The following is a 23,010-nucleotide window of genomic DNA, read 5'->3' on the forward strand; positions in this document are numbered from 1 at the left end:
CGAGGATGTTCAAATTTATTTATACAATACAATTAGCGTTTAATAAAAGCCTGTTGTTTACATACCTTAAAGGTGAGTTCCTCCAATTCATCAAATTCCATCTCCCAACTACTGAATGCCAACCCTCCGACATATCCGGAGAATATGCGTTTGTACAACCCTGGAATTTCGAAAAATCTTGTAGTTTCCTTACTTATAATTTCCCTTGGATCGCCTTTCCAGGACTCGATAACTGGTCTTTTGTAAATGGTCCGAAATACTGAATCACACCTTCTACATCTCAATTAAAATCTCATAACTATTAGGTTTCTAGCTGTATTGACTCAATTTGAACAGGCTTCAAAAACGAAGAACCATTTACAATAAAAGGCTTCATTGTTCAGTAAACTAAAAAGAGCCGGCATTAACTGCCAGCTCTTTTTTATTTCCATCATTTTTTATCGCCATCCACCTCCCAGTTCACGATAGATATTTACCACTGCATTCAACTGCTCTTTTTTAGTTTCTATCAATTCCAGTTTCGATTCTAAAGCATCTCTCTGGGTCATTAAAACTTCAAAATAATCTGCCCTTGCGGATTTGAATAGGTCATTGGAAAGATCAATTGACTTGGTCAAAGCTTCTACCTGCCTTGACTTCAGGTCATAGCTCTTTTTAAGGTTATCGATCTTCGAAAGCTGTGTGGAAACTTCCAGGTAGGCATTTAATATGCTACGTTCATAATTATACATAGCCTGCAATTGGCGGGAATTGGCATTATAAAATTCCGCTTTAATAGCATTCCGGTTCAGAAGCGGTCCTGCCAGGTCTCCTGCCAGCGAGTAAAGCATCGACTCAGGAAATTTCACCAGGTAAGCAGGCTTAAATGCCTGTAAACCTAATGCAGCTGATATATCAAGGGAAGGGTAAAATTCTGCCCTCGCTACTTTCACATCCAGTTTTGCAGCTGATAGGTCCAATTCTGCCTGTCTTATATCCGGTCGATTTACCAGCAATTGTGAAGGAATACCAGAGTTAATAACAGAAGGAACCAGGTTTAAAAAATTACCCTTATTCCTTGGTATTTCTTGAGGATAGCGCGCCAACAAAAAGTTGATGCGGTTTTCGGTTTCTTTAATCTGTTGCCGGATGTCAAACTCCATGCTTTGGGATTTCATCACTTCGGCCTCAAACTTTTGCACAGCCAATTCTGTTGTACGTGCAGCCTCTTTCTGGATCTTTACAATATCAAGGGCATTTTTTTGCAATCCGATAGTTTGCTGAACTATCTCTAACTGATTATCCAGTGCCAGCAATTCGAAATAGGAATTTGCTATCTCAGCAACCAGGTTGGTAACAACGAAATTTTTACCCTCAATGGTTGATAGGTAACGTGAAATAGCTGCCTTCTTTGCATTACGAAGCTTTTTCCATATATCCACTTCCCAGTTTGCATATACCGCGCCTGTAATATCAGTCAACGGGTCAGGCACCTCTTTTCCCGGCGCAATTTCAGTAGAAGCATCACCAGCTCCCTGGCTGGTATACCTGCCTACTTTTTCAACTCCAAGACCAAGTTTTGCACTCACCAAAGGACTCAATGCTCCCTGCCGGGAGAGTATATCATTCTTTGCAATTTCTATTTCCTGCAAGGTGATATTTAGCTCCTGGTTTCGTTGAAGTGCGGTATCTATCAGGTTAACCAAATTCTGATCTGTAAATATTTTTCGCCATGGCGTGGCTGCTATATTTAAGGAATCCCTGCTATCATTAAATGCTTCAGGAACCATCGTGTTTTCAGTTTTCTGAACTACCGATGGAACCTTACAGCTTGCCATGGCTATCATGGCTCCTATTATAAAATATCCGTGTCGTTTGTGGTTAAACATAGTGTTCTATTTTTTCTCTCTCTGTATGATGATCGATTTCTTCTGTTAAAGGATTTTCATTTTCATCTTTTACCAATAATCGTCTTTCCGATATTTTACCAAAAACATAATACAATCCTGGGATAAGCAAAACACCGAAAATAGTTCCCAGTATCATTCCACCTGCAGAAGCAGCACCTATGGTACGGTTGCCAATAGCTCCGGGCCCAGAGGCAAATACAAGTGGTACCAATCCTGCAATAAAAGCCAGGGAGGTCATAAGGATTGGTCGAAATCTTAATGCTGCACCTTGCATAGCCGCTTTTAAAACTGTTTCTCCTGAACGGTGTCTTTGTACTGCAAACTCCACGATCAATACAGCATTTTTACCCAGCAGTCCCACCAGCATCACCAATGCCACCTGTGCATAGATGTTATTTTCTAATCCCATTATCTTCAATAATAGAAATGAACCAAAAACACCTGCAGGAAGGGAAAGAATAACCGCTAATGGAAGAATAAAGCTTTCGTATTGGGCAGCCAGTAACAGGTACACAAAGACCAGGCAAATCAGGAATATGTAAATAGCTTCATTCCCACGAGCCACCTCGTCTGCTGATATACCAGCCCAATCTATTCCAAATCCCCTGGGCAGTGTTTTTTTGGCCACCTCTGTAACAGCTTCAATGGCAGATCCACTGCTGTACCCTGGAGCAGAAGCCCCACTGATCTCTGAAGAATTGTACATATTATGTCTTGTGATCTCTGACAGGCCATATACTTTTTCCATTTTCATAAAGGCCGAAAACGGAACCATTTCGTCGTGGTCGTTCTTTACATACAGTTTCAGGATATCTTCCGGCAAAGCTCTGTATTGAGGCAAAGCCTGCACCATTACTTTGTACTGACGGCCATATTTGATAAAACTGGTCTCATAGTTACTTCCTATCAGCGTGGAAAGTGTATTCATTGCGTTATCAATCGTTACGCCTTTTTGCTGGGCAATATCATTATCGATCTTCAGCATGTATTGAGGAAAGCTGGCACTATAAAAAGTAAAAACAGATGATAATTCCGGGCGCTTACTTAGTTGCTTTACAAAATCATTACTCACTGTTTCCATCTTTTTATAATCCCCGGTTCCCGACTTATCCAGCAAGCGCAATTCAAAGCCGCCGGCTGCTCCATACCCAGGGACTGCAGGTGGCTGAAAGAATTCAATTGTAGCTCCCGATATCTCTTTCGATTTTTCTTCCAGTTCATCTATCACCTGCTGCACAGAATGTTTCCTGTCTTCCCAGCTTTTGAGGTTGATCAGGCAGGTACCGGAGTTAGAGCCTGTTCCTTCGGTAAGGATCTCATAACCTGCAAGAGAAGAAACTGATTGCACATCTTCCAGTCCTTGCGCAATTTTTTGTAGCTTTTCAGCAACCTGGTTGGTCCTTTCCAGCGATGATCCGGGTGGAGTTTGAATGACTGCATAGAACATTCCCTGGTCTTCATTTGGTATAAAGCCGGAAGGAAGTCTGTTATTTAAAAACCATGTGGCTGCACAAAAGGCTATCAGCAATCCAAAAGTGACCACTCTCCTGCTAACGATTTTTCCAAGCAGTTTTTGATACCTGCCACTCAAACGATTGAACCGGTTATTAAAACCATCCAGCATTTTTTGCAGCAAGGTTTTTTTCCTCTCTTTTCCGTGCGTATTCTTCAACATCATAGCGCATAGCGCCGGAGTTAACGTTAAAGCAACAAGGCCTGAAAGAATAATGGCTGTTGCCATGGTTATAGAGAATTGCCGGTAGAATATTCCTACTGGTCCTGACATAAAAGCAACGGGGATAAATACGGCCGCCATCACCAATGTAATGGCGATAATGGCACCGCTGATCTCATGCATCGCCTCCTCTGTAGCTTTTAATGGCGAAAGATGCTTAGTTTCCATTTTGGCATGCACCGCTTCAATAACTACAATGGCATTATCCACAACAATACCAATGGCCAGGACAAGTGCAAACAGGGTGATAAGATTCAGGGTGATCCCAAAAAATTGCATGAACAAAAATGTTCCAACCAGGGACACAGGAACTGCAATGGCCGGGATCAGTGTTGAGCGCCAATCACCCAGGAAAAGGAACACTACAAGTCCTACCAGGATAAAGGCCTCTACAAGTGTGTGAATAACTTTCTCAATAGAGGCGTCAAGGAATTTGGAAACATCGTAACTGATCTCATAATCCACACCTTTAGGAAAGGAGCTTTCTTTGATTTCCTTTAGTTTAGCCTTTACATCAGCTATGACCTGGCTGGCATTACTACCATATGATTGTTTCAATACTATGGCAGCAGAAGAATGGCCATTCAGGGTAGAATAAATATCGTACATGGAACTGCCAAATTCCACCTCGGCTACATCTTTCAACCGTAATAGCTCACCTGCCTGGCTGGACTTTAAAACGATATTTTCATATTCCTCTTTTGTACTGAACCTTCCAGGGTATTTCAATACATATTCAAAGGTCTGCGATCGCTTCCCGGAACTTTCTCCTGTTTTTCCTGGCGAAGCTTCAAGGCTTTGTTCATCAAGCGCCTTTAATACTTCATCAGCCGAAATTTTATAGGCCAGCATTCTATCAGGTTTCAGCCAGATGCGCATGGCATATTCCCGGTTACCAAGAATATCAGCAAACCCTACCCCATTCACCCTTTTTAATTCCGACAAGATGTTAATATCTGCGAAATTGAAAAGGAATTTCTGATCCATGCTGGTGTCCTTGCTATACAGGTTGATATACATCAACATATTTGATTCTTCCCGCGTGATCTTCACACCTTCCCGAACTACTAACGGTGGTAGCTTATTCACCACTGAGGCTACACGGTTCTGAACATTTACTGATGCCAGGTTAGGATCAGTGCCAAGATTAAATACAATTTGTATGGTAGCCTCGCCATCATTACCAGCGTCAGACGCCATATATTTCATTCCGGGAATTCCATTAATGGCTCTTTCCAATGGAATAAGAACAGCCTTTGTCATGAGTTCACCATTGGCTCCCGGGTATTCTGCTGTTACAGTTACCTTAGGTGGTGAGATAGAAGGGAATTGAGTGACAGGCAGATTGGTGATGGCCAGCACACCCAAAAAAACAATAATGAGCGATATGACGATGGACAGGACAGGCCTGTGTATAAACTTATTAAACATTGATAAATTCTTTTAGAGGGTGAACCACTATTCTGCATATAATTTCAGGTGCGTGATCACCTCCCTGGGTGCCACAAATTCTGTATCGATCTTATCGTCATCCTTTACTTTTTGCACCCCTTCCAGCAATACCTTATCAGTTTCACCAAGACCACTTCCTACCACAAACAGGTCAGGCATTTGATTGCTTATGGTAATGTTCCTTGATCTGACAACACCATTTTTATCTACGACAAAAACATAGGTCTTCTCCTGTATCTCGTAGGTTGATTTCTGAGGAATCACCAGCGCATTCCTTACAGGAACAGTCATCTCCACTTTTCCTGTTTCACCGTTTTTTAAAAGATTATCCGGGTTAGGGAATTTTGCCCTGAAAGCGATATTTCCCGTTTCATGGTCAAATTCACTTTCTACTGTTTCTACTTCTCCCTGGTATTTTAAGGGCTGGTTATTAGCCAACAGCAAGCTTACTTTGTTGCTTCCCCGGTTTTTTATATTGGTTTTATAATCCAGGTATTCAGGCTCCGAAACATTGAAATAGGCAAATACCTGGCTATTGTCGGAAAGGCTGGTCAATAATTGGCCTTCATCCACAAGGCTTCCCAGTTTCAAAGGGATACGATCGATTGTACCAGAAAACGGAGCCCTTATCTCGGTAAAGGAAAGATGGATCCTGGCTAGTGCCACTTCAGCCTTGGCCTGGTCCAGTTTCGCCTTCGCCATTGCAAACTCATTTTTTGAGATCACATTTTTGTCAGCCAGGACCTTTGTATTATTTAATTCTATCTCCGATGCCCTGGCTTCGGCCTGTGCTTTCTGAAGCTCAGCCTCGAATATTGTAGGCATGATGCGAAACAATACCTGGCCGGCTTTCACAAATTGTCCTTCATCAACATATATTTTTTGCAGGTAACCCCTTTCCTGTGCCCTGATCTCAATATTCCTGACAGACTTTATCTGGGAGACATATTCTTTGACAAATGAAGTATCTACTCTTAAAGGAGAAGTCACCTTGTACTTACTTATTTCCTCCTTTACTTTCTTTTCAGAAGTACAGCTTGTATGGCATAATAAGGCACACAAACTCATAAAGCTTACAATTCTTTTCATGTTATTAAGTGGATAATTAAAAGATGGAATCAGTAAAAACCAGCAATTCCTTTGATAAGGTCATTCCTAAGACAGCATGACCTGTACAACGATGAAGTGTAATACATAAAGCCAGGCATGTGATGACATACCTGCCAATTTGATTACTGGTTTATTTAAATTTTTATGGCTCTATGTATTATATACCTTGGAGAGCCCAGGTAAAGGCAGGGATCGAAGGATTCAGGATGCCCTGGTAAAATATGATCCTGGTGCAACAAAATGAATACATCTGAGAAGGCTACAACATATCTGCAAAAAAGCAAATGCTTCCTGTTAATGAAATCTTCATCATCGTCTTCTACGCCGATCAGGTGTGTTTCGTCTGGTAAATCATCATTTTTACATATGGGATCATCACTTGTTGACCGAACATTTTTAAGTTGTTGCGCTATTGTTATGCCTACTGAAGGCAACAGCCGATCCTGCGCTCCTCCAGGAACATAATTCTTTCCGCTTACCGCCTGGAAGCATATAAAGAGAAACAATATTAAAGCGCCGGACCTCATATGAAGAGGCAAAATTAACATTACAGCCCAAACCGCCTAAAATCAATTCTAAAAAATAAGCAAAATTGCCTTGCCTGTATTATGGATGAAGGGTTAGTTCGCCTATGGGACGATGGTAATTCTTAGTGCATTTACCCGTCTTGTTAATTTTTAAACCATCATGGAATGATTTCATTTTGATTACTTAAGGTATAATGATAGACACCGGAGGAAATCATATATTTTTTTCCCTGTAGTATCAACGAGGCCCTTGAATTCGGGGGAATGGTTACCTGATATTCAATTGTATTATTGATTCGCTTCCATGAGGAAACAATACGGCCAAATGGTCCATCATGATAACAGGAAAAGCTATCCAGTCCTTTAACAAAACAGGGTTCCAATAAAATATTTTTAAAGCCGGGGTGCTCAGGATCAGGCCTCATACCTCCCAGTGCTTTATAGAACCAGGCGCCTATCTCGCCAAACATAATATGGTTCAAAGAGATGTCATTGACCGCATCGATCTTCCAGTTCTCATAAAGCGTAGTAGCACCATTTACCATCCACCACCCCCATGAAGGATAAGTTCTGGAGGAAGCTAGCCTGAATGCAAGGTCTGCATAACCATTTTCACTTAGCGCATTAAGAATTGCTTTAGTTCCCAGCAGACCAACATCCAGTCGTGCGCTGTCTGCTTGCACCCTTTTGGCCAGGTTACCGGCTATCAAAGCTTTCCATTCATCAGGAACTATTCCCCAATACAAAGGCACTGCCATTTCTGTTTGTGTGCCCTTACCATATACTTTATTTAATGTATCCAGGTACTTACGATTAAAAGCAGTTTTGATCTTTGAAGCAAGTGCAGTATAATATACCCAATCCTTTTCTTTGCCAAACAGGCGGGCAGTCTTAGCCAATATCATCACATCTGCATAATAATAGCAGGTTGATGTAAGTTCTACCGGCGATACCGATTTTACCGGCACCCAATCTCCAAGTCCCCAACTTACAAGCCCCGATGGATAGAGCTCATTGATATGATCTATATACCTCTTTATGTGATCATAGTCATCTGCCAGTGCCTTACTGTCGCCATAGAACATATAAAGATTCCATGGAATAATGGCGATGGTGCTGGTCCAGTCTGGCCCATTACCCCATTCATAACCCCATCCACCGGTAGGAACAATGGAAGGCAGCACACCATTAGGCTGTTGTTCATCCCTGTGGTCTGCCATCCATTTCTCATAAACTGTTATACCATCAAAATTGTAAAGTCCTGTTTCCACAGCAATAGCCGCATCACCTGTCCACCCATTTTTTTCCCGCTGGGGGCAATCTGTCGGGTATCCAAATAAATTTGATAAGTATGAATTATTAGTAGCTGACCAGATTTTATTGATAATCGAATCAGAGGATTGGATGCTTCCAACTGGTTTCACATCTGAATGCATAAAATAACCATGCAAACTTTCACGCGTCAAAGTCACCGGTTTGCTGGAGCTTATTTCTACATATTGAAATCCCTTATAGTTAAACCGGGGCCGGAAGCTTTCTTCCCCTTCTCCTTTGAGTACATAAATATCTGTTTCAAAAGGATCAGTGTCATCCACAGGACGATAATGCACATCTATATTGGATTGGTCCACATGTCCATTTGCATACAAGCGTTCACCATGCTTCAGGCGAATGATAGTTCCTCTCACCCCTTTCAATCTAATTTCACTTACCCCAGCTATATTTCTACCCAGGTCAAATAAATAGGAAGTATCAGAGAATTTTTTCATTTCCTTTGATGGCACCAGTTCAGCATCAACAATGGGTACCATACTTTGCGCTACTATTTTTGTAGAAGGTGCTGCAACATAAGTACATTGTTTCCAGGCAGAATCAACACCCATAGCATTATTCCAATCTGGTATATACCTGGTGGCATCATACTGTTCTCCCGTATAGATGCTGTTGAAAAGCAGGGGGCCAAGGGTTGTTTTCCACTGCTTGTCAGTACTGACAATTTGTTGTGTTCCATCAGTGAAGGTTATGCGTAGATCCATACAGAACGAAGGCCTGTTGCGCCAGGGGGCTTTATCAAAATCCCAGACTGCAGTGGACTGGTGATTGTACCAGCCATTTCCCAACATCACTCCTACCACATTATTGCCTGGCTGTAAGCTGGAGGTCACATCATAGGTAACATATAAATTGCGGCGGTCAAAACGGGTGTACATGGGGTCCAGCCTATGGTTGCCAATGCGCTGACCATTCAAATAAAGTTCATACAGGCCTGCAACTGTAATATAGGCCCTTGCAGAAGCAATCTTCTTTTCAATTAAAAAGGATCTTCTGAAAAGCCCTGCAGGTTTCATCTTACTATCCCTTGAATCACTGATCCAGGAACCCCTCCAGTTTTGCTGGTTCATCATTCCAGTCTCAAAACTGCTGGATGCAGTTGCTTTATTGCCTTTATTATCAACTATGGTAACAGACCAGAAGTATTTTGTAAAAGGTTTAAGGCCACTGCCTTTATAGGTAACCAGTTGCTCACCAGATTTTCCTTTCAACATCCAGGAATTTCCAGCCAACTGTATTACACCAAGGGAATCCGTACCAACGCTTAGCTGGTAAGACTGTTGTTTAATACCTGGCGTACTCGAACTAAGTTGCCAGGAAAAACGGGGCTGAGGTACATCAATGCCAAGGGGAGAAACCAAATGCTCGCATAAAAGACTGTTAACCTTTGTTTGGGCATAGAGCATATTTCCGGTGAACAGGACAAAAAGAATAAGTATTTTTTTCAAACTATCTCCTTTCAAATCATTTATTTTATGGAAAAGCTATAATATTAAATTCATTACTAACTCTCATTAATTCCTAATGAAAATGAAATAGCCTGATGCAGAAAAATATTACAATGCGCCAATCTGCTTTCGGACTCAAGTCTGCGCATGCAAATTTCATTGCTTTAGATGCTTAAGCTTTGCATTGTTGATAACATCCAGCAAGCCATCTTCATACTGGTCATTAGACAGCTCCCAGAACATGATTCCTCCCAGGCCTTTCTCCATCGCATACTTTAGCTTTAATGCTATAGAATGTTTATCATCGTAGGTAACAAAAAGTGATTGACTGGGATTATATAAATATGGGGCCATTACCGTCTCATCCCAATGGTATATAAAACCGCTGTCTGCCGAATACTGCGTCGCAACGTTTTTAAAATCCACACCCGTTTTAAACCTGCCGGGCTGGTACAATCCGGAATTGGTGTCCGGCACCGCTTCCCACACCCTTCCATAGAAGGCAGCACCAATAATGATCTTTTGCCTGGGTATTTTTAATTGAAACAACCTTGAAACTGCATTATCAATGGACTCAGGTTGTTGTGGAGATGAATATAAAGCAGTGTGATGCCCGGTAGTTACTGAATAACCTCCTACCAGGTCATAAGTCATCAGGTTGACCATGTCAACTTTTTTCATCACCTTTTTCCATTCCACAGCTTCATTGATATATTGATTGAATCCACCGGCGGCAAAACTGATCACATGTTCTTTGCCCAATGTTTTCCGTAACTGCCTGACGAGTTGAGTGAAATTATGCTTGTCAGCAAGCTGGAACTTATGGCCAGGGAACCCGGCTATGCCTGGATACTCCCAGTCAAGGTCAATTCCATCAGTTTGTAAAAATGTAGTTAGTTCATTTACAGATCGTGAAAATAATTTCCTGTTCTTCCTGGTTGAGAAAACATCCGAACAGGTTGCACAACCACCCCAACCTCCCAGGGATAACAACACTTTGAGATTTGGATTTTTGGACTTCAAGCTGACAAGCCTTTGAATGACTGCTGTGTCCAGTGCATTTGAAACATGTAGTCGGGGGCCTATCAAATGACAAAAACTAAAAATTATATGCGTTAGCTTTTCTGCTGGTATACTGTCAACTTCAGTCAGTCGTTTACCCGAATAATAAGCAATTACAGAAAAGCCTGGTTTAACCTGACCAAGGACAACATTTGAAGATATAAGGGCTAAAACAAGTACTACGATTGTCAACGTATTTCTCATAATGAATGGACCTTTATATTCATTTCCTTTGTTTATTATACAAAGCATACTGGTATTTGCAAAAATTCTCCAAATTGCCTTTGATGTTAGTTAAACTCCAAATTGCCTTAAATGATGGTCAATGTGTTTCCACTCAAAAATAGCCCATTCCTCAGGTGAAAATTTTCCAAAGAACGGATGAGGGTATGATGTACAACCAGAAACACCTCCCTCAAAAAATTGCAGGACAGATGTCTTTGCCTTTGCTTTTTGCTCCTCAAAGTCAAGATCTTCAGGAAATATATGGCTTTTATCAGTAGGTGAATTCTTCCCAAATGGCGTTGTGCTCAAAGCCCTTTTTTTCATAAAAGGAGCAATAAACCTTCCAATAAAGACTCTTGGTATACTGAACTTTCCCATTGCCATTTCCATGGATACATTGCAATGGGCTAACATTTGGGCTACGTTCATTTTGCCCCATTGTCGTTGTGATGTTGATGTTAGGTTATCTATCCGCCTTATGATTTGAGATACGTCTTCTTCGTTATAAAAATTGTTCATTCTATTAAATATTTCAATTCTAAGCGGATAACAAGTCTGGCAAAAATCTTTATTTCAATTTTGTAGAATGCAACAATTGAATTTTCCAGCCTCCCTTCCTCTTTATTAAAACTGCACTTTCTAACCATTTCATAATTTGCTGTTTTTCCCCTAACCTGAATTCTGCGGAATTATTATAGCTCACCCATGCCATGTTACCACTTTGCTCTGTCCTGATAAACTTAAAAGTATTAATTCTTTCAATTTTAGAATTCTTCATGGGCATGATCTTGCTAAGCAACGTATCCATATTCCATACCTGCCCATCTTCCAAAAGATGAAAGTCAGGGGTTACATAAAACTTTAGCGTATCAGCATTTACCAGTGATAAACCGTTAAAGAATCCCACAACTGTAGCTTCTATTTTATTCTTTTCTTTTTGTGCAAACAAATGGGTTGAACACATAACAAATAACGAAATAAAGAAGATTCCTTTCATAAAATGCTTTATAAGATTCTGGCTAAAATTGATTGAACTAATGCTAATCATAGCTTCCAAAATAATCAATAATACTGGGGTGGTAAAGCATTTGTTGTTCTTTTGAAAACGATTCTTAAAGAATGAACAATGAATCTCTATGTATTGCCGACGTAGAATCTTCTTTATATGATACAAAAAGAAAACCTGGCTTTAGTACCAGGCTTTCATACTTCTTCGTTCGATACCCGGCATAAGGCCGGTATGTATTAAATTCCGTCTTTAGTTTACTATTCTGCTCTATTTGTAGCAAATGGTACCTGTAAATGCAGCAGTTCCTTCAGGCTTAAAAATGTTTCCGGTTACGTCTAATGCGTAACTACCTGTTGCACCTTCAAATCTGCCTGTTCCGCCTATAATTGTACCCCGTCCAGTTAGATGCAGATCCCCATTAGCAGAAGGCTCCTGCAAATACCCGTCATTAGACGCAAATATTTTATCTCCATTGGCTGCCACAAAAGTTACTGTAGAAGTTACCAGTGCTGGAAAAGGCAAGGTAACGTCTCCTTCTGCAAGTACATCAATTGAAGCTCTCCCCATACCAGTACCCTCACCTGTACCTGTAAGGTGATCTTTTTGAACAGGATTAGCATCTGTAGCTGCCTGGGTCATTTCGTCCATAGTTACAAAACTGGCTTTGAATGGGACACACCTTGTTTTTCCTTCCTGCCTTAATGCACTGCTTGTCAAATCGTTCTTTTGGGAACTGTCCTGTAATGCATTCTTTTGGCAACCCGCCAGGAGCAGGAGAAGTAATGATGGGAATAAAACAGTGAGATACCAGGAAAATGACTGCTTTAAAAAATTGGAGTGCGTGGCAGAAACATGAAGTAAGGAATTCTGCCTGTTGGACATTTGTTTCATAATAAATATTTTAATGTTGCTAAATATTTTACGAATCAAATATCACCCAGGCAACAGGCATTAACAATACGCTTTTTGAGTGATGCCCGGTAATAAAATTGGGTGTTTATCTTCAGATAATTCTTTCGCGTAGTACTTTGGCGATCGCTTCTTTTCCACAGTTCACATGCAGTTTTGGGTAAATATTTTTGAGATGGGTGCGAGCTGTGTCAAAAGAAATGTTCAATTCGTCTGCAATGATCTTTATACTATACCCTTTAACCAGCAACTGCAATATTTCCTTTTCCCTTGGTGTTAAATGATACTCATGCCGGGATGATTTTACCTCAAAGCTTTGCAATACACGTTTTGCAATAGATGGCGACATGGGAGCACCGCCTTCCATAACCTCGTTGATGGCTTCAAATAACTTAAACGGCGAGGTCTTTTTTAGGATGTAACCATTGGCGCCCGCGCAAAGGCTGCTGAACAAGCTTTCATCATTTTCAAACATGGTGTACATGATAATGAAAGTTTGAGGGCGGGCCTCTTTTATTTCACTTACAGCCTCTATGCCGGTTTTGCCGGGCATATGAATATCCATAATGACCACATCAGGCTTGTAACGGCGAACAATGGTGGCCGCATCCATGGCATTGGAATAATTGCCAATGACAGTATAATCATTGCTGTTACTGTTACCAATCAATGCCACCAGGGAATCCCTTAACTGGTCGTCATCTTCAAATATGATTATCGTTGTCATGGACTTTATTTTATTCCTGAGGCATCAATCAAACCGGCAACCTTAAAATTAACTTCTTTTCAACCAGCGCCACATCCCCCTTTTGAGTGATGGGGTTTCTACGGGCAATGTGATTCTCAATATTGAACCTTTGTTGGGGGCTGATTCCACCAGGCATGTTCCTCCCCATTTTTGAATGCGTTGTACCATGTTCTTTAACCCGTTACGGTTGGTCGGTTTCCCTGTTTCGAAACCTTTGCCATTATCGTTTATCTGCATGAACAGGTCACTATTCCTTCCCCCAATCTGTATATGCACTTCAGTGGCCATAGCATGCTTTTGAATATTATTAATGGCTTCTTTATACACAAAGAACAAATCCCTTCGCATGCCTGTTAATAGTTTTGCAGGTAAAGTGCTTTCATCTGCTTCAATGGTATATCGCATAGCTGTACCATCAAAAACATGGGCCGCATATCTTCTCATACGTGCCGTCACTTCCTCTATAGCATCGTTATTACTATCAATGTTCCAAACGATATCATCAAGAGATTCTGCAGAAGTTTGAATTTCACCTGAAATGCGTTTTAAATAAGCTGCCATCTCTTCGGGTGCGTTTCCATTATTCTGGCCTAGTGCTGAAAGCAAATTGATATTGGTAAGTCTTGCCCCGATATCATCATGCAAATCACGGGAGATACGTTTACGTTCTTCTTCCTGGGTAACGATCATTGCTTTAAGCTTTTCAGCCTGTTTTCTTTTCAGGCTTTGTATATGCAATCGATAGAGTGTATAGCCTATCCCTCCAACCAGTATAGCATGCAGCATATAAGCCCACCAGGTGAACCACCAGGGCGGCAGTACACGAAAGGTGTATTTGGTTTCACTCCAGACACCAAATGGACTGAGTGCCTTGACCCTGAATGTATAATTGCCAGCCTTCATATTACCAAAAACAGCTGTTGAATTATTGCCTGGCGGGCTCCACTCAGTGTTATACCCTTCAAGTTTATATTGGAATTTAACCAGTTTTGGCAATGCCGGTTCTATAGCTCTAAAATCTATGGTTATCGAATTGTCGTCATAGGGCAATACAAGGTTGATGGGCACAGGGTAATAGGGTGTTACTCCATCCAGGTGTATTTTCCTGTATTTTTTTCTCATGCTGGACAATGTCTCGGGGGGTAATACTTTACCAAAGGAAGTCATCATCTCATTCAACAGAGTAAGACTATCGATTGATTTTTTAGATTGCCCGGTCTCTTCCAGAGCATTCCAGCAGACAGTTTCATTATTTACTTTTACTGCCTGTATATGTAAATTCAAAGGCCTGGGCTCAGTTTTATGAACAGTTGAATAATCAAACCGTATCAGCTTTCCTTCTCCGCTGCCCACCCAAACAATTCCTTTATCATCCACAAAGAGTGCGCCCGTGCTTACATCTTTGAGAGGGTACCCCGTAAGCTTATTAAAATTTTCAAAATCATTTTGCTGATTCTTGCTATTGCGAATTTGATGTTCCTTAATTCCAGACAAACCCTGGGTTGTGCCGAACCATATTTTGTTTCTGGAAGTATCCTCACTAATATTCAAAATTACATTATCTGCCAGCCCATCTTCGGTGCTATAATTAGTAAAAGTTTTTCCATCATACTTGCTTACACCCTTTCCATCTGTGCCAATCCAAAGAATTCCCATTTTATCAAGATGTATAATAGATACGGCATTCCCAGGCAGTCCTTGTGCTGTTGTATAATTCGTGAAGCTATTGCCGTCATATTTGCTGATCCCACCATCATGTGTAGCAAACCAGATGTTGCCAGCCTGGTCCTGTACCATGCCCCAAATACCATTCCCTGCCAGGCCCTGGGTGCTGGTATAATTGGTAAAGGATCTGCCGTCATATTTGCTCACGCCATTTGCCCTTGTTCCAAACCAGAGATTTCCTGCCTTATCCTGCATCATGCTGATAACCGCATCACTGGGCAAACCCTGTTTAGTAGTATAGTTGGTAAAGTTGCTGCCATTAAATTTACTCAACCCCCTGTCCGTACCAAACCAGATGTTCCCGGCCTCATCCTCCAAGATGCTCCATATTTTATTATCCGCCAGTCCCTGGGCTTTTGAATAGTTGGTAAACCGTTTTCCATCATATTTACTTACGCCTCCATCATAGGTTCCAAACCAAAGGCTGCCTGCTCTATCTTGAATGATCCAGAATACTAAATTGGCTGGTAGCCCTTGTGCCACAGTATAACTGGTAAAGCTATTACCCTCATATTTACTAACACCGCCTCCCTGCGAACTAAACCAAAGATTGCCACCCTGGTCCTGGAGGATACTGTTTACTTTATAATCTTCCGGTTTTTCTGTCCTGCTATAATTTGTAAACCTGCTGCCATCATACCTGCTAATATTTTTTGATTGCAGGCCAAACCAAAGGATGCCATCTTTATCCTGTAGAATACTGCTTACATTATTATCAGCCAATCCTTGCTTCTTCGTATAATTTGTAAAGGAGCTTCCGTTAAATTTACTTACGCCGGCAATGGTGCCAAACCATAGATTGCCACCGTTATCCTGGGTTATACAATTAACCGAATTATTCGCCAGCCCCTGTGCTATGGTATAATTGGTGAAGCGATGGCCATCATACCTGCTTACACCACCCGCTTCCGTACCCAGCCAGATATTTCCTTTTCTATCCTGTATCATGCAACGCACATAATTGTCTGCAAGACCCTGCGCAATATTATAGGTCGTGAAGCTTTTGCCATCATATTTATTGAAGCCACCATCGTGTGTGCCAATCCAAATATTACCTTCATTATCCTGTAGAATGGAGGTTACAAAATTGCCCGCGAGGCCATCGGATGTACTATAATTGGTAAACCGTTTCCCATCGTATTTGCTTAAACCGGAAGTAGTACCCATCCAGATGTTTCCCCCTTTATCCTCCATAATGCAAAACACGATATTACCTGCCAGCCCCTGGGCCATGGTATAATTTGTAAAACTTTTACCATCGTACCTGCTTGCTCCGCCCCCACCAGTACCAAACCAAAGGTTTCCCCATTTGTCTGTTGCGCTGCAAATAATATTATTCAGAGGCAATCCCTGGTCGATACCGTAATCGGTAAAGAACGGGGCACCTCCATTGGAGGAATCTATTTTGACAACAGGCTTTCCTGCTTTGATTACTTCTGGTTGGTTGGCGGTAGTGATGTAGGTTATCTTTGGCTGCGATAAATTTTTCTGCCTGGCAGCGCTGAATACATGAAGATTTTCAGCAGTATCCTTTTGAGTGGGTGAGAATTCATTGTGTTTGCAGGAGGTTAAATTGAAAAAGCATAACAATAGAATACAACGGCATAAAAGCTTTACGCTTTTTAAAGGTTTTCGTTTTTGTAATCCTTTTTTCAAAGAGGCTGATCTTATGCACCTGAAATTACAATTTGTTTATTTGTATTGGATGTATAAATATCAGTTTTGCTGCTAGCCTTGAGATATACTGGTTATTTCAGAAAATCATTTGTCTTAATAAGCCTAAACTGAGGTGAACAATCAAAAAAGTAATTCAATAGGTTCAGGTGTCCAACACCATATATTACCAGGATACGATCAGGCGATGTGGCATCAATTCTCTGGATATCCTGAATATTTTTAAGTTTTCTGCTAAACGTCCGCCCTGTTTCAGAATTAACACCTGTAAAGTTTTTTATCGTGATGCGGGCATTGCAGGGTTTTGCTACTAGGCATTAAAAACCAGATAACATTATTTGAGTATTAGCCCTATATATGCTGCTTCTGTACACTTATTGCAGTAGTGGCCGCAGGTTATCATTCTGATCATTACAAGCAGTCAAAACCTTTATCAATGTTTCCTGGAAAGGTCTGCCACCATCATCACCTTGCCGGTCTTGTCTATTTTACGAACCCGGGGAAACCAACCCTCTGTCGCCGGACCATTAGCATTCGTATATTCCAGCACATATATATCATCTTTGTATATGGCCACACCGGTTGGCGTCCAGGGGCGTTCAGATTTTAAAATTGTTTTTACTTTGCCTCCAGGACTGATTCTTAATAAACAATGACAACTTGTAGCAGCCGCATAGACCATTCCTCCGGAATCAACAGCTATTCCTCTCAACAAAGGCATTCCCCGGTTGGCTTCCCTGTGGTCAGCAGGATCTTCATCGCAGTCAATCACAGATACCGGGTGAACTATTGTCTTTACTTCCCCTTCCAAAGTAACTTTTATTAAAGCGTTCCAGCAGGCCAGATACAGGGTGCCATTGGCTCCTGCAGCTATACCGGTAATGCCGTCACCCAGTTTATCCAGGGTATCCTCCAGATCTGGCCATAAAATAGTTTGCTGTTTTCGTGGTGTTTCTCTGACAAGGGTTTTGGCGCCAGGATTCAGGTCTCTATGTTGCCCGCCACAATAATATAGGTTGCCATCATTAATAGCAATGGGTGAACCTCCTCCGGCATAAATAATGGCAGGTATTACTCCACCCGGTGTGATCCTTTTAAAATATTTGGGTTGAGCTTTCGCAAATATTCCCTGTTCATCCAGGCACAACCAATGTCCTCCTTCTTCCTTATGAATGTAGGAAATGCTGCCATCTATGGAAATTTTGGCTACACCTACGCCAGTATGTATAAAATATACATTTCCATTTTTATCGACGACGATGCCTGTACCCGGGTGAGCCGAAGCAGGGCAAATGAACAAAGCAAACTGGAGTAATACCGGGATAAAGACAATCAGGCTCTTTTTCATGATCAGAAGTATTACATTATAAAAGCATTATTGATGATACATAATGTACCAGCTATAGAACGCAGAAACCAGCCTTATTCGCATAGCTGGTTTCATAAAACCTGTTATTTAAAAGGTGAGCTTAGGACACAGCTTCCATCATTATTTTTTGTGGAAAGATGAAGAATAAACTTATGGTTAAGAAACTGGATTAACTACGAGCGATCAGCAAGAAAAAGAGAGTATTGCTACATTTACTTTTCTAATATTAATGTGACCAATTTAATGAGGCCTGTTCTTATTTATTAGTAAGACAAAGGCTTTTACGACAAAAGGAAAGTACCTCAAAAGTGCCGGATAAAATAACTGTTCATGCCAGCTATTTACTACTTCCTCCTGAGAGCAGGAATTTATGTATTGTCTGATCAGGACATTCCAACACATTAAATAACAAATACATCAATTAGTTAATTTAGAATATAATTATATATCTTGCCCGGGATTCTTATTACCCACTGCATAGAACAATTGATAGAACTATGAAAACTGTATTGGTAACGCTTTCTCTTATTATGTCTCTTAGCCTGTTATTTAGTTGTTCCAAACCTGATCAAGAAATTACACCACCTACCCAACCGCCATTACAAGGTCTTAGTTGTGAGATCTGTTATTTTAATAGTAAATCGATGCGTGTATTTGAACTTACAACGATGAAATATGACGGCTCTGATAGCAGGATAATTTTAAAAGACAGTTCCACTAATACTGACGTCTTCTATGAATGGGCCAAATGGAGTTTTGACAAAAATAAAATCATATTTTCCGGCAGAAAACACGGAGATAGTTTAACTGAAATATTTATTATCAACAAGGATGGCACCGGGCTAAGGCAGGTCACAAATACGCCATCAACTTTAGAAGCATACCCAGGCTTATCACCTAATGGACAATTAATTGTTTACGTTGCCCAAGATCAGCTTGGGAACAGTCAATTATATACTTGCGATATTAATGGCGGCAATGTTCACCAGGTAACCAAATTCTCAGTTACATACAGGAAACTATTTTGTTTGAGACCCATTTGGTCATCAGATGGAACAACTATTTATTTCAATTCCAACAAGGATACTACAGCCTTTAATATTTATTCGATCAAATCAGATGGATCGAACCTTAAAAGAATAACTACAAACACCGTAGCCAGTGATTGGGGTCCAAATATTTCCATGGATGGAATGAAGATCGTATTCTATTCTGCTATAAATAGTATACCTTATATTTTTACTGTCAATACTGATGGAACAAATAGAAAACAACTCACAACTTTTTTTTCAGGTGATCCTGTCTGGTCACCTGATGGCAACTATGTTGCTTTTATGTCTAACAAAGACAAGCCTGCCAATGACTGGGCGCAGGGTCAGGATATATATACCATAAAAGCAGATGGAACTGAACTGACGCATATTGACTGGAAGTAACCTCACTCATGGTGCGGTATTAAAAAAACAATTCTTAAAAACAGCTGCCTGCTCAAAATTTCAAAAAGGCATACCAGTTAGGAATGTTTACCACTGAACATGACGGGCAGAGCGGTTACCATCAGGGCAAGGCAATAGCACATCTATTGGCAGGCAGTATATTCCATCATAACATTTCTACAATCTGTATATTATTACCACAAGTATCGTCGAAAACCGCAATTATCACTGTTCCCATTTCGGTTGGTTTTACGCTGAAGTTAATTCCGAGACTAACCAATCGTTCATATTCTTGCCGGACATTGTCAACATTAAATTGCGTGTATGGTATACCTGCTTCATACAGGGCTTGCTGATACGTTTTAGCTGGTTCAAAATGTTTTGGGGACGGCTCCAGCAATATTTCCGGACCATCCTGATCTTCTTTACTTACAACAGTCAGCCACCTGCTATCCGCAGTTAAAGGCACGTCAACTTTTTTCACAAAGCCCAGCTTGTCAGTGTAGAATTTTAATGCTTTTTCCTGGTCCAGAACAGGAACGCTAATAACTTTTACTTTCATTTTTCAATGTTTGATTAAGGCTGCAAGTATCAAAAAAGAAATGAATTGGACTTTGTGAAAGTTGCTCTTTTTGAAACTCAGTAGGTGTAAGTCCTACCCTTTTTTTAAATAAGGTGCAGAATGAACTCTGGCTTTCAAATCCTACAGCAAAACAGGTTTCGGAAACAGATCTCCCATTCTTCAGTAGCTCTTTAGACTTTTCAATTCGTTTATCAGTCAGGTATTGTTTGGGAGTCTGTCCATAATATTTTTTGAATAGCCGTAGCAAATGAAATTTAGATGTAAAGCGGGTACGGGAAAGCAGGTTTAAATTCAATTCCCTGTCAAAATTATTATTGATATACTGTCTTGTCCCAATAACAGTTTCAATCTGTGCTTTGTTGGAATAACAAATATTCCTGATCCTGATTATTTCGCTTTGATAATGACTCATAAAGTACTTCAGTTACTTTAATTACCTATTCATAAAGTTTCAACCATCAAACCACAAAATACTAAAATGTTTAGTAATTGGAAATAATATCTGCTCTTTATTTGTCCACAGCCAGGAAAAATAACTATTTAAGTCCATCCTAATAGGCACCAAAGGATGGGATGTCCAGAAGATATCCCGAGGATATCCCGACGATATCCCGACGATAAGCCGACTCTTATAGAGTCGGGATATCCTTGGCTTATCCATGGCTGATGTATGGGACAAGGTTAGGAATACATAGAACTAAGATGGGCTGGATTGACTAGGATTATTGGGGGAGAATAAAAATCACGACCTATAATAAACTCGTCGGCTTACTTACACAAATAAAAAAGATGGCATTGCTGCCATCTTTAAAGGAGACCTATAGTTAACCTAAACGAATCAGATTTTCAATAAAGTCACATGTTTGGTTTTTCCCGCCTGCTTTATTTCAGCATAATAAGTGCCCTTGGGAAACGATGAACCAAAATTGATCGTTTCTCCGGCAGCAAAATTGGTGTTCCTGTACACAACATTGCCTGCTGAATTGGAAACAGTGATCGAAACCTTGTCAGTGGTATTGGCACTGTTTACAGAAAGGATAAATGAATTGCTGCTTGGGTTGGGCGCATATACCACCTCCAAACTGGTTTCCTGTGCAGGTGAAGACTGGTCATGTGGTACAGATACGGTCACCGTACCATAGGCAGCCAGCCCACCATCATCCTGCGCCCTGATCTTGATGGTATATACCCTTCCATCTCCAAGGCCTGAACGCTCAGCGCGCAAGCGTACATGGTGTGCATCTACTATCTCCCAGTCAGCCTCCGTGTTGCCATCGCCTAAACCATTTTCATCTTCATCACTGCTGATCATAAATATCTCAGGGACAATTAAACCTCCGCAATTATCTGTTACAGTATAATCCAGGTACACATCCACCATCTTATGGTTAGGTGACCATAAAATATTCGGTGTGGCAGATATTTCAGAAAATACAGGAGGCTGGTTGTCTATAACCGTTATATCAAAATGACAGGTTACGGGTGTATTTGTGCCATCCGTTGCTGACCAGGTGATCGTAGTGGTTCCTTTATTCAGCACTACACCTGCAAGCGTGGATCTTCCACTGCCTGTTGTGGCACCTGTTAATTCATAAGTGAGCGTAGCACCGCAATTATCTGATGCCTGCGCATCCATTTCTGTACCTATGATGGTATAAGAACAAACACCTGGGTCTGTATTTCTTTCGTTAGAAGCTAATGCCGGACATGTTATTACCGGAACTTCATTATCTACCACAGTTATGGTTTGGGTACAGCTAATAGTGGCACCAGATCCGTCTGTAGCTGTCCATGTAATGGTGGTTTCACCTTTGGGATAAGAAGCAGTCAACGGGGCACCATCACTGCGTACACTTGTAATAGCCGTAATAGGGTTACCACAAGCATCTGAAGCGGTTGGCGCTGCTATAGTTATATCAGCCCCGCAAAAACCCTGTGTATTTGCCATAACAGCAGCAGGACAAACAATTGTAGGGGCGCCACTGTTGTTGCAAACCAGGTCGAAGGTTGTGCTCTGGTTACTGACGCCGATAATGACATTGTCAATGTTACCATCAAAGTCTTCCCAGGTATTCTTTTTAGTACCTGCCATGAATTTAATGGTGTGCGCATTCAGTAAACGTGAAGAAGGCTTTGCCTGTATAAGGGCTGCTAAAGTAGTGGCCTTAGCACCTGGACCTGATCTTAATAAGCCTTTGGCAGAATACCATTTACCTGACAGTGCATTCCAGGTTTGCCAGGTATTCAATACTACCGGAGTTGATTGTGATGCAGGTTCAAAAATCCATGTATCTTCTGAGGCTGCATCTCCATCATAATCCACATCCAGGCTGATAAAAGGTGCCAGGTTCTTTCCACCATTTTGCTGCACAAAGGTGGAATACTTCAATTCAGTGATGGAACTTAATAGTGATTGTTTGTAATTGTTACCCGTGGTAAAGCTAGCATAAGTATCGCCATTCTTTCCAACTTTCAATCTTCCACTTCCAGGAGCACCCGGTGCGGAATTGGGATCCAGGTCAAGGAAGGCATCATTACTTCCATTGTTTTTCAACGCATGCCAGCCATTCATATTACACTTGCTGACAGTAACGGTTTGGGAATAAGTAAAGGAAGCAAATAGCAGTGAGGCAACCACGCATAGTGGCTTGAGTAGAAAAGTTTTCATTCCGGTGACGGTTTAATTTAGAAAATAGGGTTACCGGCCTTGCAAAGGATACCTTGATAAGGGCTTCCAGAAGAAAATGGATCAGTTAAAAGGTAATTCCCGGATAATG

17 protein-coding genes are annotated in these 23,010 nt (G+C 41.0%); 1 reads left to right on the top strand and 16 read right to left on the bottom strand.

What is annotated here, in order from left to right; genetic code table 11:
* Positions 1–437: 437 nt before the first annotated feature.
* From BUA53_RS09225 to BUA53_RS09280, 13 genes are all read right to left on the bottom strand, one after another.
* Positions 438–1,868 carry a TolC family protein gene (locus BUA53_RS09225; protein ID WP_072835080.1) on the bottom strand — a complete coding sequence of 477 codons (1,431 nt, stop codon included), beginning with the start codon at positions 1,866–1,868 and terminating at the stop codon, positions 438–440.
* On the bottom strand, positions 1,861–5,055 hold the full coding sequence (locus BUA53_RS09230) for an efflux RND transporter permease subunit (RefSeq protein WP_072835081.1): 3,195 nt from the start codon (positions 5,053–5,055) through the stop codon (positions 1,861–1,863). The genes BUA53_RS09225 and BUA53_RS09230 overlap by 8 nt, the downstream gene beginning before the upstream one ends.
* 27 nt (positions 5,056–5,082) lie before the next feature.
* Positions 5,083–6,165 (bottom strand): efflux RND transporter periplasmic adaptor subunit, encoded by a 1,083-nt coding sequence (locus tag BUA53_RS09235; RefSeq protein WP_072835082.1) that lies wholly within the window; start codon positions 6,163–6,165, stop codon positions 5,083–5,085.
* Positions 6,166–6,320: 155 nt separating this feature from the next.
* Positions 6,321–6,734, bottom strand: coding sequence for a hypothetical protein (locus BUA53_RS09240; RefSeq protein ID WP_217652965.1), 414 nt, complete (start codon positions 6,732–6,734; stop codon positions 6,321–6,323).
* Between the two features lie 137 nt (positions 6,735–6,871).
* Complete coding sequence (locus tag BUA53_RS09245) at positions 6,872–9,493, bottom strand: alpha-L-rhamnosidase (RefSeq protein ID WP_072835121.1); 2,622 nt, start codon at positions 9,491–9,493, stop codon at positions 6,872–6,874.
* Positions 9,494–9,649: 156 nt separating this feature from the next.
* Entirely contained in the window at positions 9,650–10,759 is a 1,110-nt protein-coding gene (locus BUA53_RS09250; RefSeq protein ID WP_072835084.1) for a glycoside hydrolase family 18 protein, read from the bottom strand.
* A 90-nt stretch (positions 10,760–10,849) separates the two neighbouring features.
* Positions 10,850–11,299: a DUF1569 domain-containing protein gene (locus tag BUA53_RS09255; protein WP_072835085.1), complete on the bottom strand. Its 450-nt coding sequence runs from the start codon at positions 11,297–11,299 to the stop codon at positions 10,850–10,852.
* Positions 11,300–11,348: 49 nt separating this feature from the next.
* Positions 11,349–11,777 (bottom strand): nuclear transport factor 2 family protein, encoded by a 429-nt coding sequence (locus BUA53_RS09260; protein WP_072835086.1) that lies wholly within the window; start codon positions 11,775–11,777, stop codon positions 11,349–11,351.
* 279 nt (positions 11,778–12,056) lie between these two features.
* Complete coding sequence (locus tag BUA53_RS09265) at positions 12,057–12,680, bottom strand: hypothetical protein (protein WP_072835087.1); 624 nt, start codon at positions 12,678–12,680, stop codon at positions 12,057–12,059.
* Between the two features lie 112 nt (positions 12,681–12,792).
* Positions 12,793–13,425, bottom strand: coding sequence for a response regulator (locus BUA53_RS09270; RefSeq protein ID WP_072835088.1), 633 nt, complete (start codon positions 13,423–13,425; stop codon positions 12,793–12,795).
* A 48-nt stretch (positions 13,426–13,473) separates the two neighbouring features.
* Positions 13,474–16,827: a sensor histidine kinase gene (locus BUA53_RS09275; protein ID WP_072835089.1), complete on the bottom strand. Its 3,354-nt coding sequence runs from the start codon at positions 16,825–16,827 to the stop codon at positions 13,474–13,476.
* A 92-nt stretch (positions 16,828–16,919) separates the two neighbouring features.
* Positions 16,920–17,132, bottom strand: a complete 213-nt coding sequence (locus tag BUA53_RS21740) for a DUF5694 domain-containing protein (protein ID WP_394333145.1) — start codon at positions 17,130–17,132, stop codon at positions 16,920–16,922.
* Between the two features lie 146 nt (positions 17,133–17,278).
* On the bottom strand, positions 17,279–18,193 hold the full coding sequence (locus tag BUA53_RS09280; RefSeq protein ID WP_072835090.1) for an NHL repeat-containing protein: 915 nt from the start codon (positions 18,191–18,193) through the stop codon (positions 17,279–17,281).
* A gap of 518 nt (positions 18,194–18,711) precedes the next feature.
* On the opposite strand from BUA53_RS09280, the gene BUA53_RS09285 reads away from it, so the two are divergent.
* A complete protein-coding gene (locus BUA53_RS09285) occupies positions 18,712–19,650 on the top strand; it encodes a TolB family protein (protein ID WP_084079949.1) in 939 nt (312 codons plus the stop codon).
* Between the two features lie 166 nt (positions 19,651–19,816).
* Here the strand turns inward: BUA53_RS09285 and BUA53_RS09290 are convergent, their stop codons facing one another.
* The 3 genes from BUA53_RS09290 to BUA53_RS09300 all read right to left on the bottom strand — a co-directional run bounded on the left by BUA53_RS09290 (position 19,817) and on the right by BUA53_RS09300 (position 22,901).
* Positions 19,817–20,212, bottom strand: a complete 396-nt coding sequence (locus BUA53_RS09290; protein ID WP_072835092.1) for a VOC family protein — start codon at positions 20,210–20,212, stop codon at positions 19,817–19,819.
* Positions 20,193–20,645 (bottom strand): helix-turn-helix domain-containing protein, encoded by a 453-nt coding sequence (locus BUA53_RS09295; RefSeq protein ID WP_084079951.1) that lies wholly within the window; start codon positions 20,643–20,645, stop codon positions 20,193–20,195. The genes BUA53_RS09290 and BUA53_RS09295 overlap by 20 nt, the downstream gene beginning before the upstream one ends.
* A 426-nt stretch (positions 20,646–21,071) precedes the next feature.
* On the bottom strand, positions 21,072–22,901 hold the full coding sequence (locus BUA53_RS09300; RefSeq protein WP_084079953.1) for an HYR domain-containing protein: 1,830 nt from the start codon (positions 22,899–22,901) through the stop codon (positions 21,072–21,074).
* Positions 22,902–23,010 lie beyond the last annotated feature (109 nt).

This window comes from Flavisolibacter ginsengisoli DSM 18119, assembly GCF_900129295.1.
In the GTDB taxonomy this organism is placed as follows: Bacteria; Bacteroidota; Bacteroidia; order Chitinophagales; family Chitinophagaceae; genus Flavisolibacter; species Flavisolibacter ginsengisoli.

Excerpts from the sequence above, each read along its gene's own strand:
- BUA53_RS09270 (WP_072835088.1), bottom strand. The coding sequence starts at position 13,425 with ATGACAACGATAATCATATTTGAAGATGACGACCAGTTAAGGGATTCC.
- BUA53_RS09265 (WP_072835087.1), bottom strand. The coding sequence starts at position 12,680 with ATGAAACAAATGTCCAACAGGCAGAATTCCTTACTTCATGTTTCTGCC.
- BUA53_RS09300 (WP_084079953.1), bottom strand. The coding sequence starts at position 22,901 with ATGAAAACTTTTCTACTCAAGCCACTATGCGTGGTTGCCTCACTGCTA.
- BUA53_RS09295 (WP_084079951.1), bottom strand. The coding sequence starts at position 20,645 with ATGAGTCATTATCAAAGCGAAATAATCAGGATCAGGAATATTTGTTAT.
- BUA53_RS09225 (WP_072835080.1), bottom strand. The coding sequence starts at position 1,868 with ATGTTTAACCACAAACGACACGGATATTTTATAATAGGAGCCATGATA.
- BUA53_RS09280 (WP_072835090.1), bottom strand. The coding sequence starts at position 18,193 with ATGAAAAAGAGCCTGATTGTCTTTATCCCGGTATTACTCCAGTTTGCT.
- BUA53_RS09285 (WP_084079949.1), top strand. The coding sequence starts at position 18,712 with ATGAAAACTGTATTGGTAACGCTTTCTCTTATTATGTCTCTTAGCCTG.
- BUA53_RS09290 (WP_072835092.1), bottom strand. The coding sequence starts at position 20,212 with ATGAAAGTAAAAGTTATTAGCGTTCCTGTTCTGGACCAGGAAAAAGCA.
- BUA53_RS09235 (WP_072835082.1), bottom strand. The coding sequence starts at position 6,165 with ATGAAAAGAATTGTAAGCTTTATGAGTTTGTGTGCCTTATTATGCCAT.
- BUA53_RS09260 (WP_072835086.1), bottom strand. The coding sequence starts at position 11,777 with ATGAAAGGAATCTTCTTTATTTCGTTATTTGTTATGTGTTCAACCCAT.
- BUA53_RS09255 (WP_072835085.1), bottom strand. The coding sequence starts at position 11,299 with ATGAACAATTTTTATAACGAAGAAGACGTATCTCAAATCATAAGGCGG.
- BUA53_RS09230 (WP_072835081.1), bottom strand. The coding sequence starts at position 5,055 with ATGTTTAATAAGTTTATACACAGGCCTGTCCTGTCCATCGTCATATCG.
- BUA53_RS09250 (WP_072835084.1), bottom strand. The coding sequence starts at position 10,759 with ATGAGAAATACGTTGACAATCGTAGTACTTGTTTTAGCCCTTATATCT.
- BUA53_RS09240 (WP_217652965.1), bottom strand. The coding sequence starts at position 6,734 with ATGTTAATTTTGCCTCTTCATATGAGGTCCGGCGCTTTAATATTGTTT.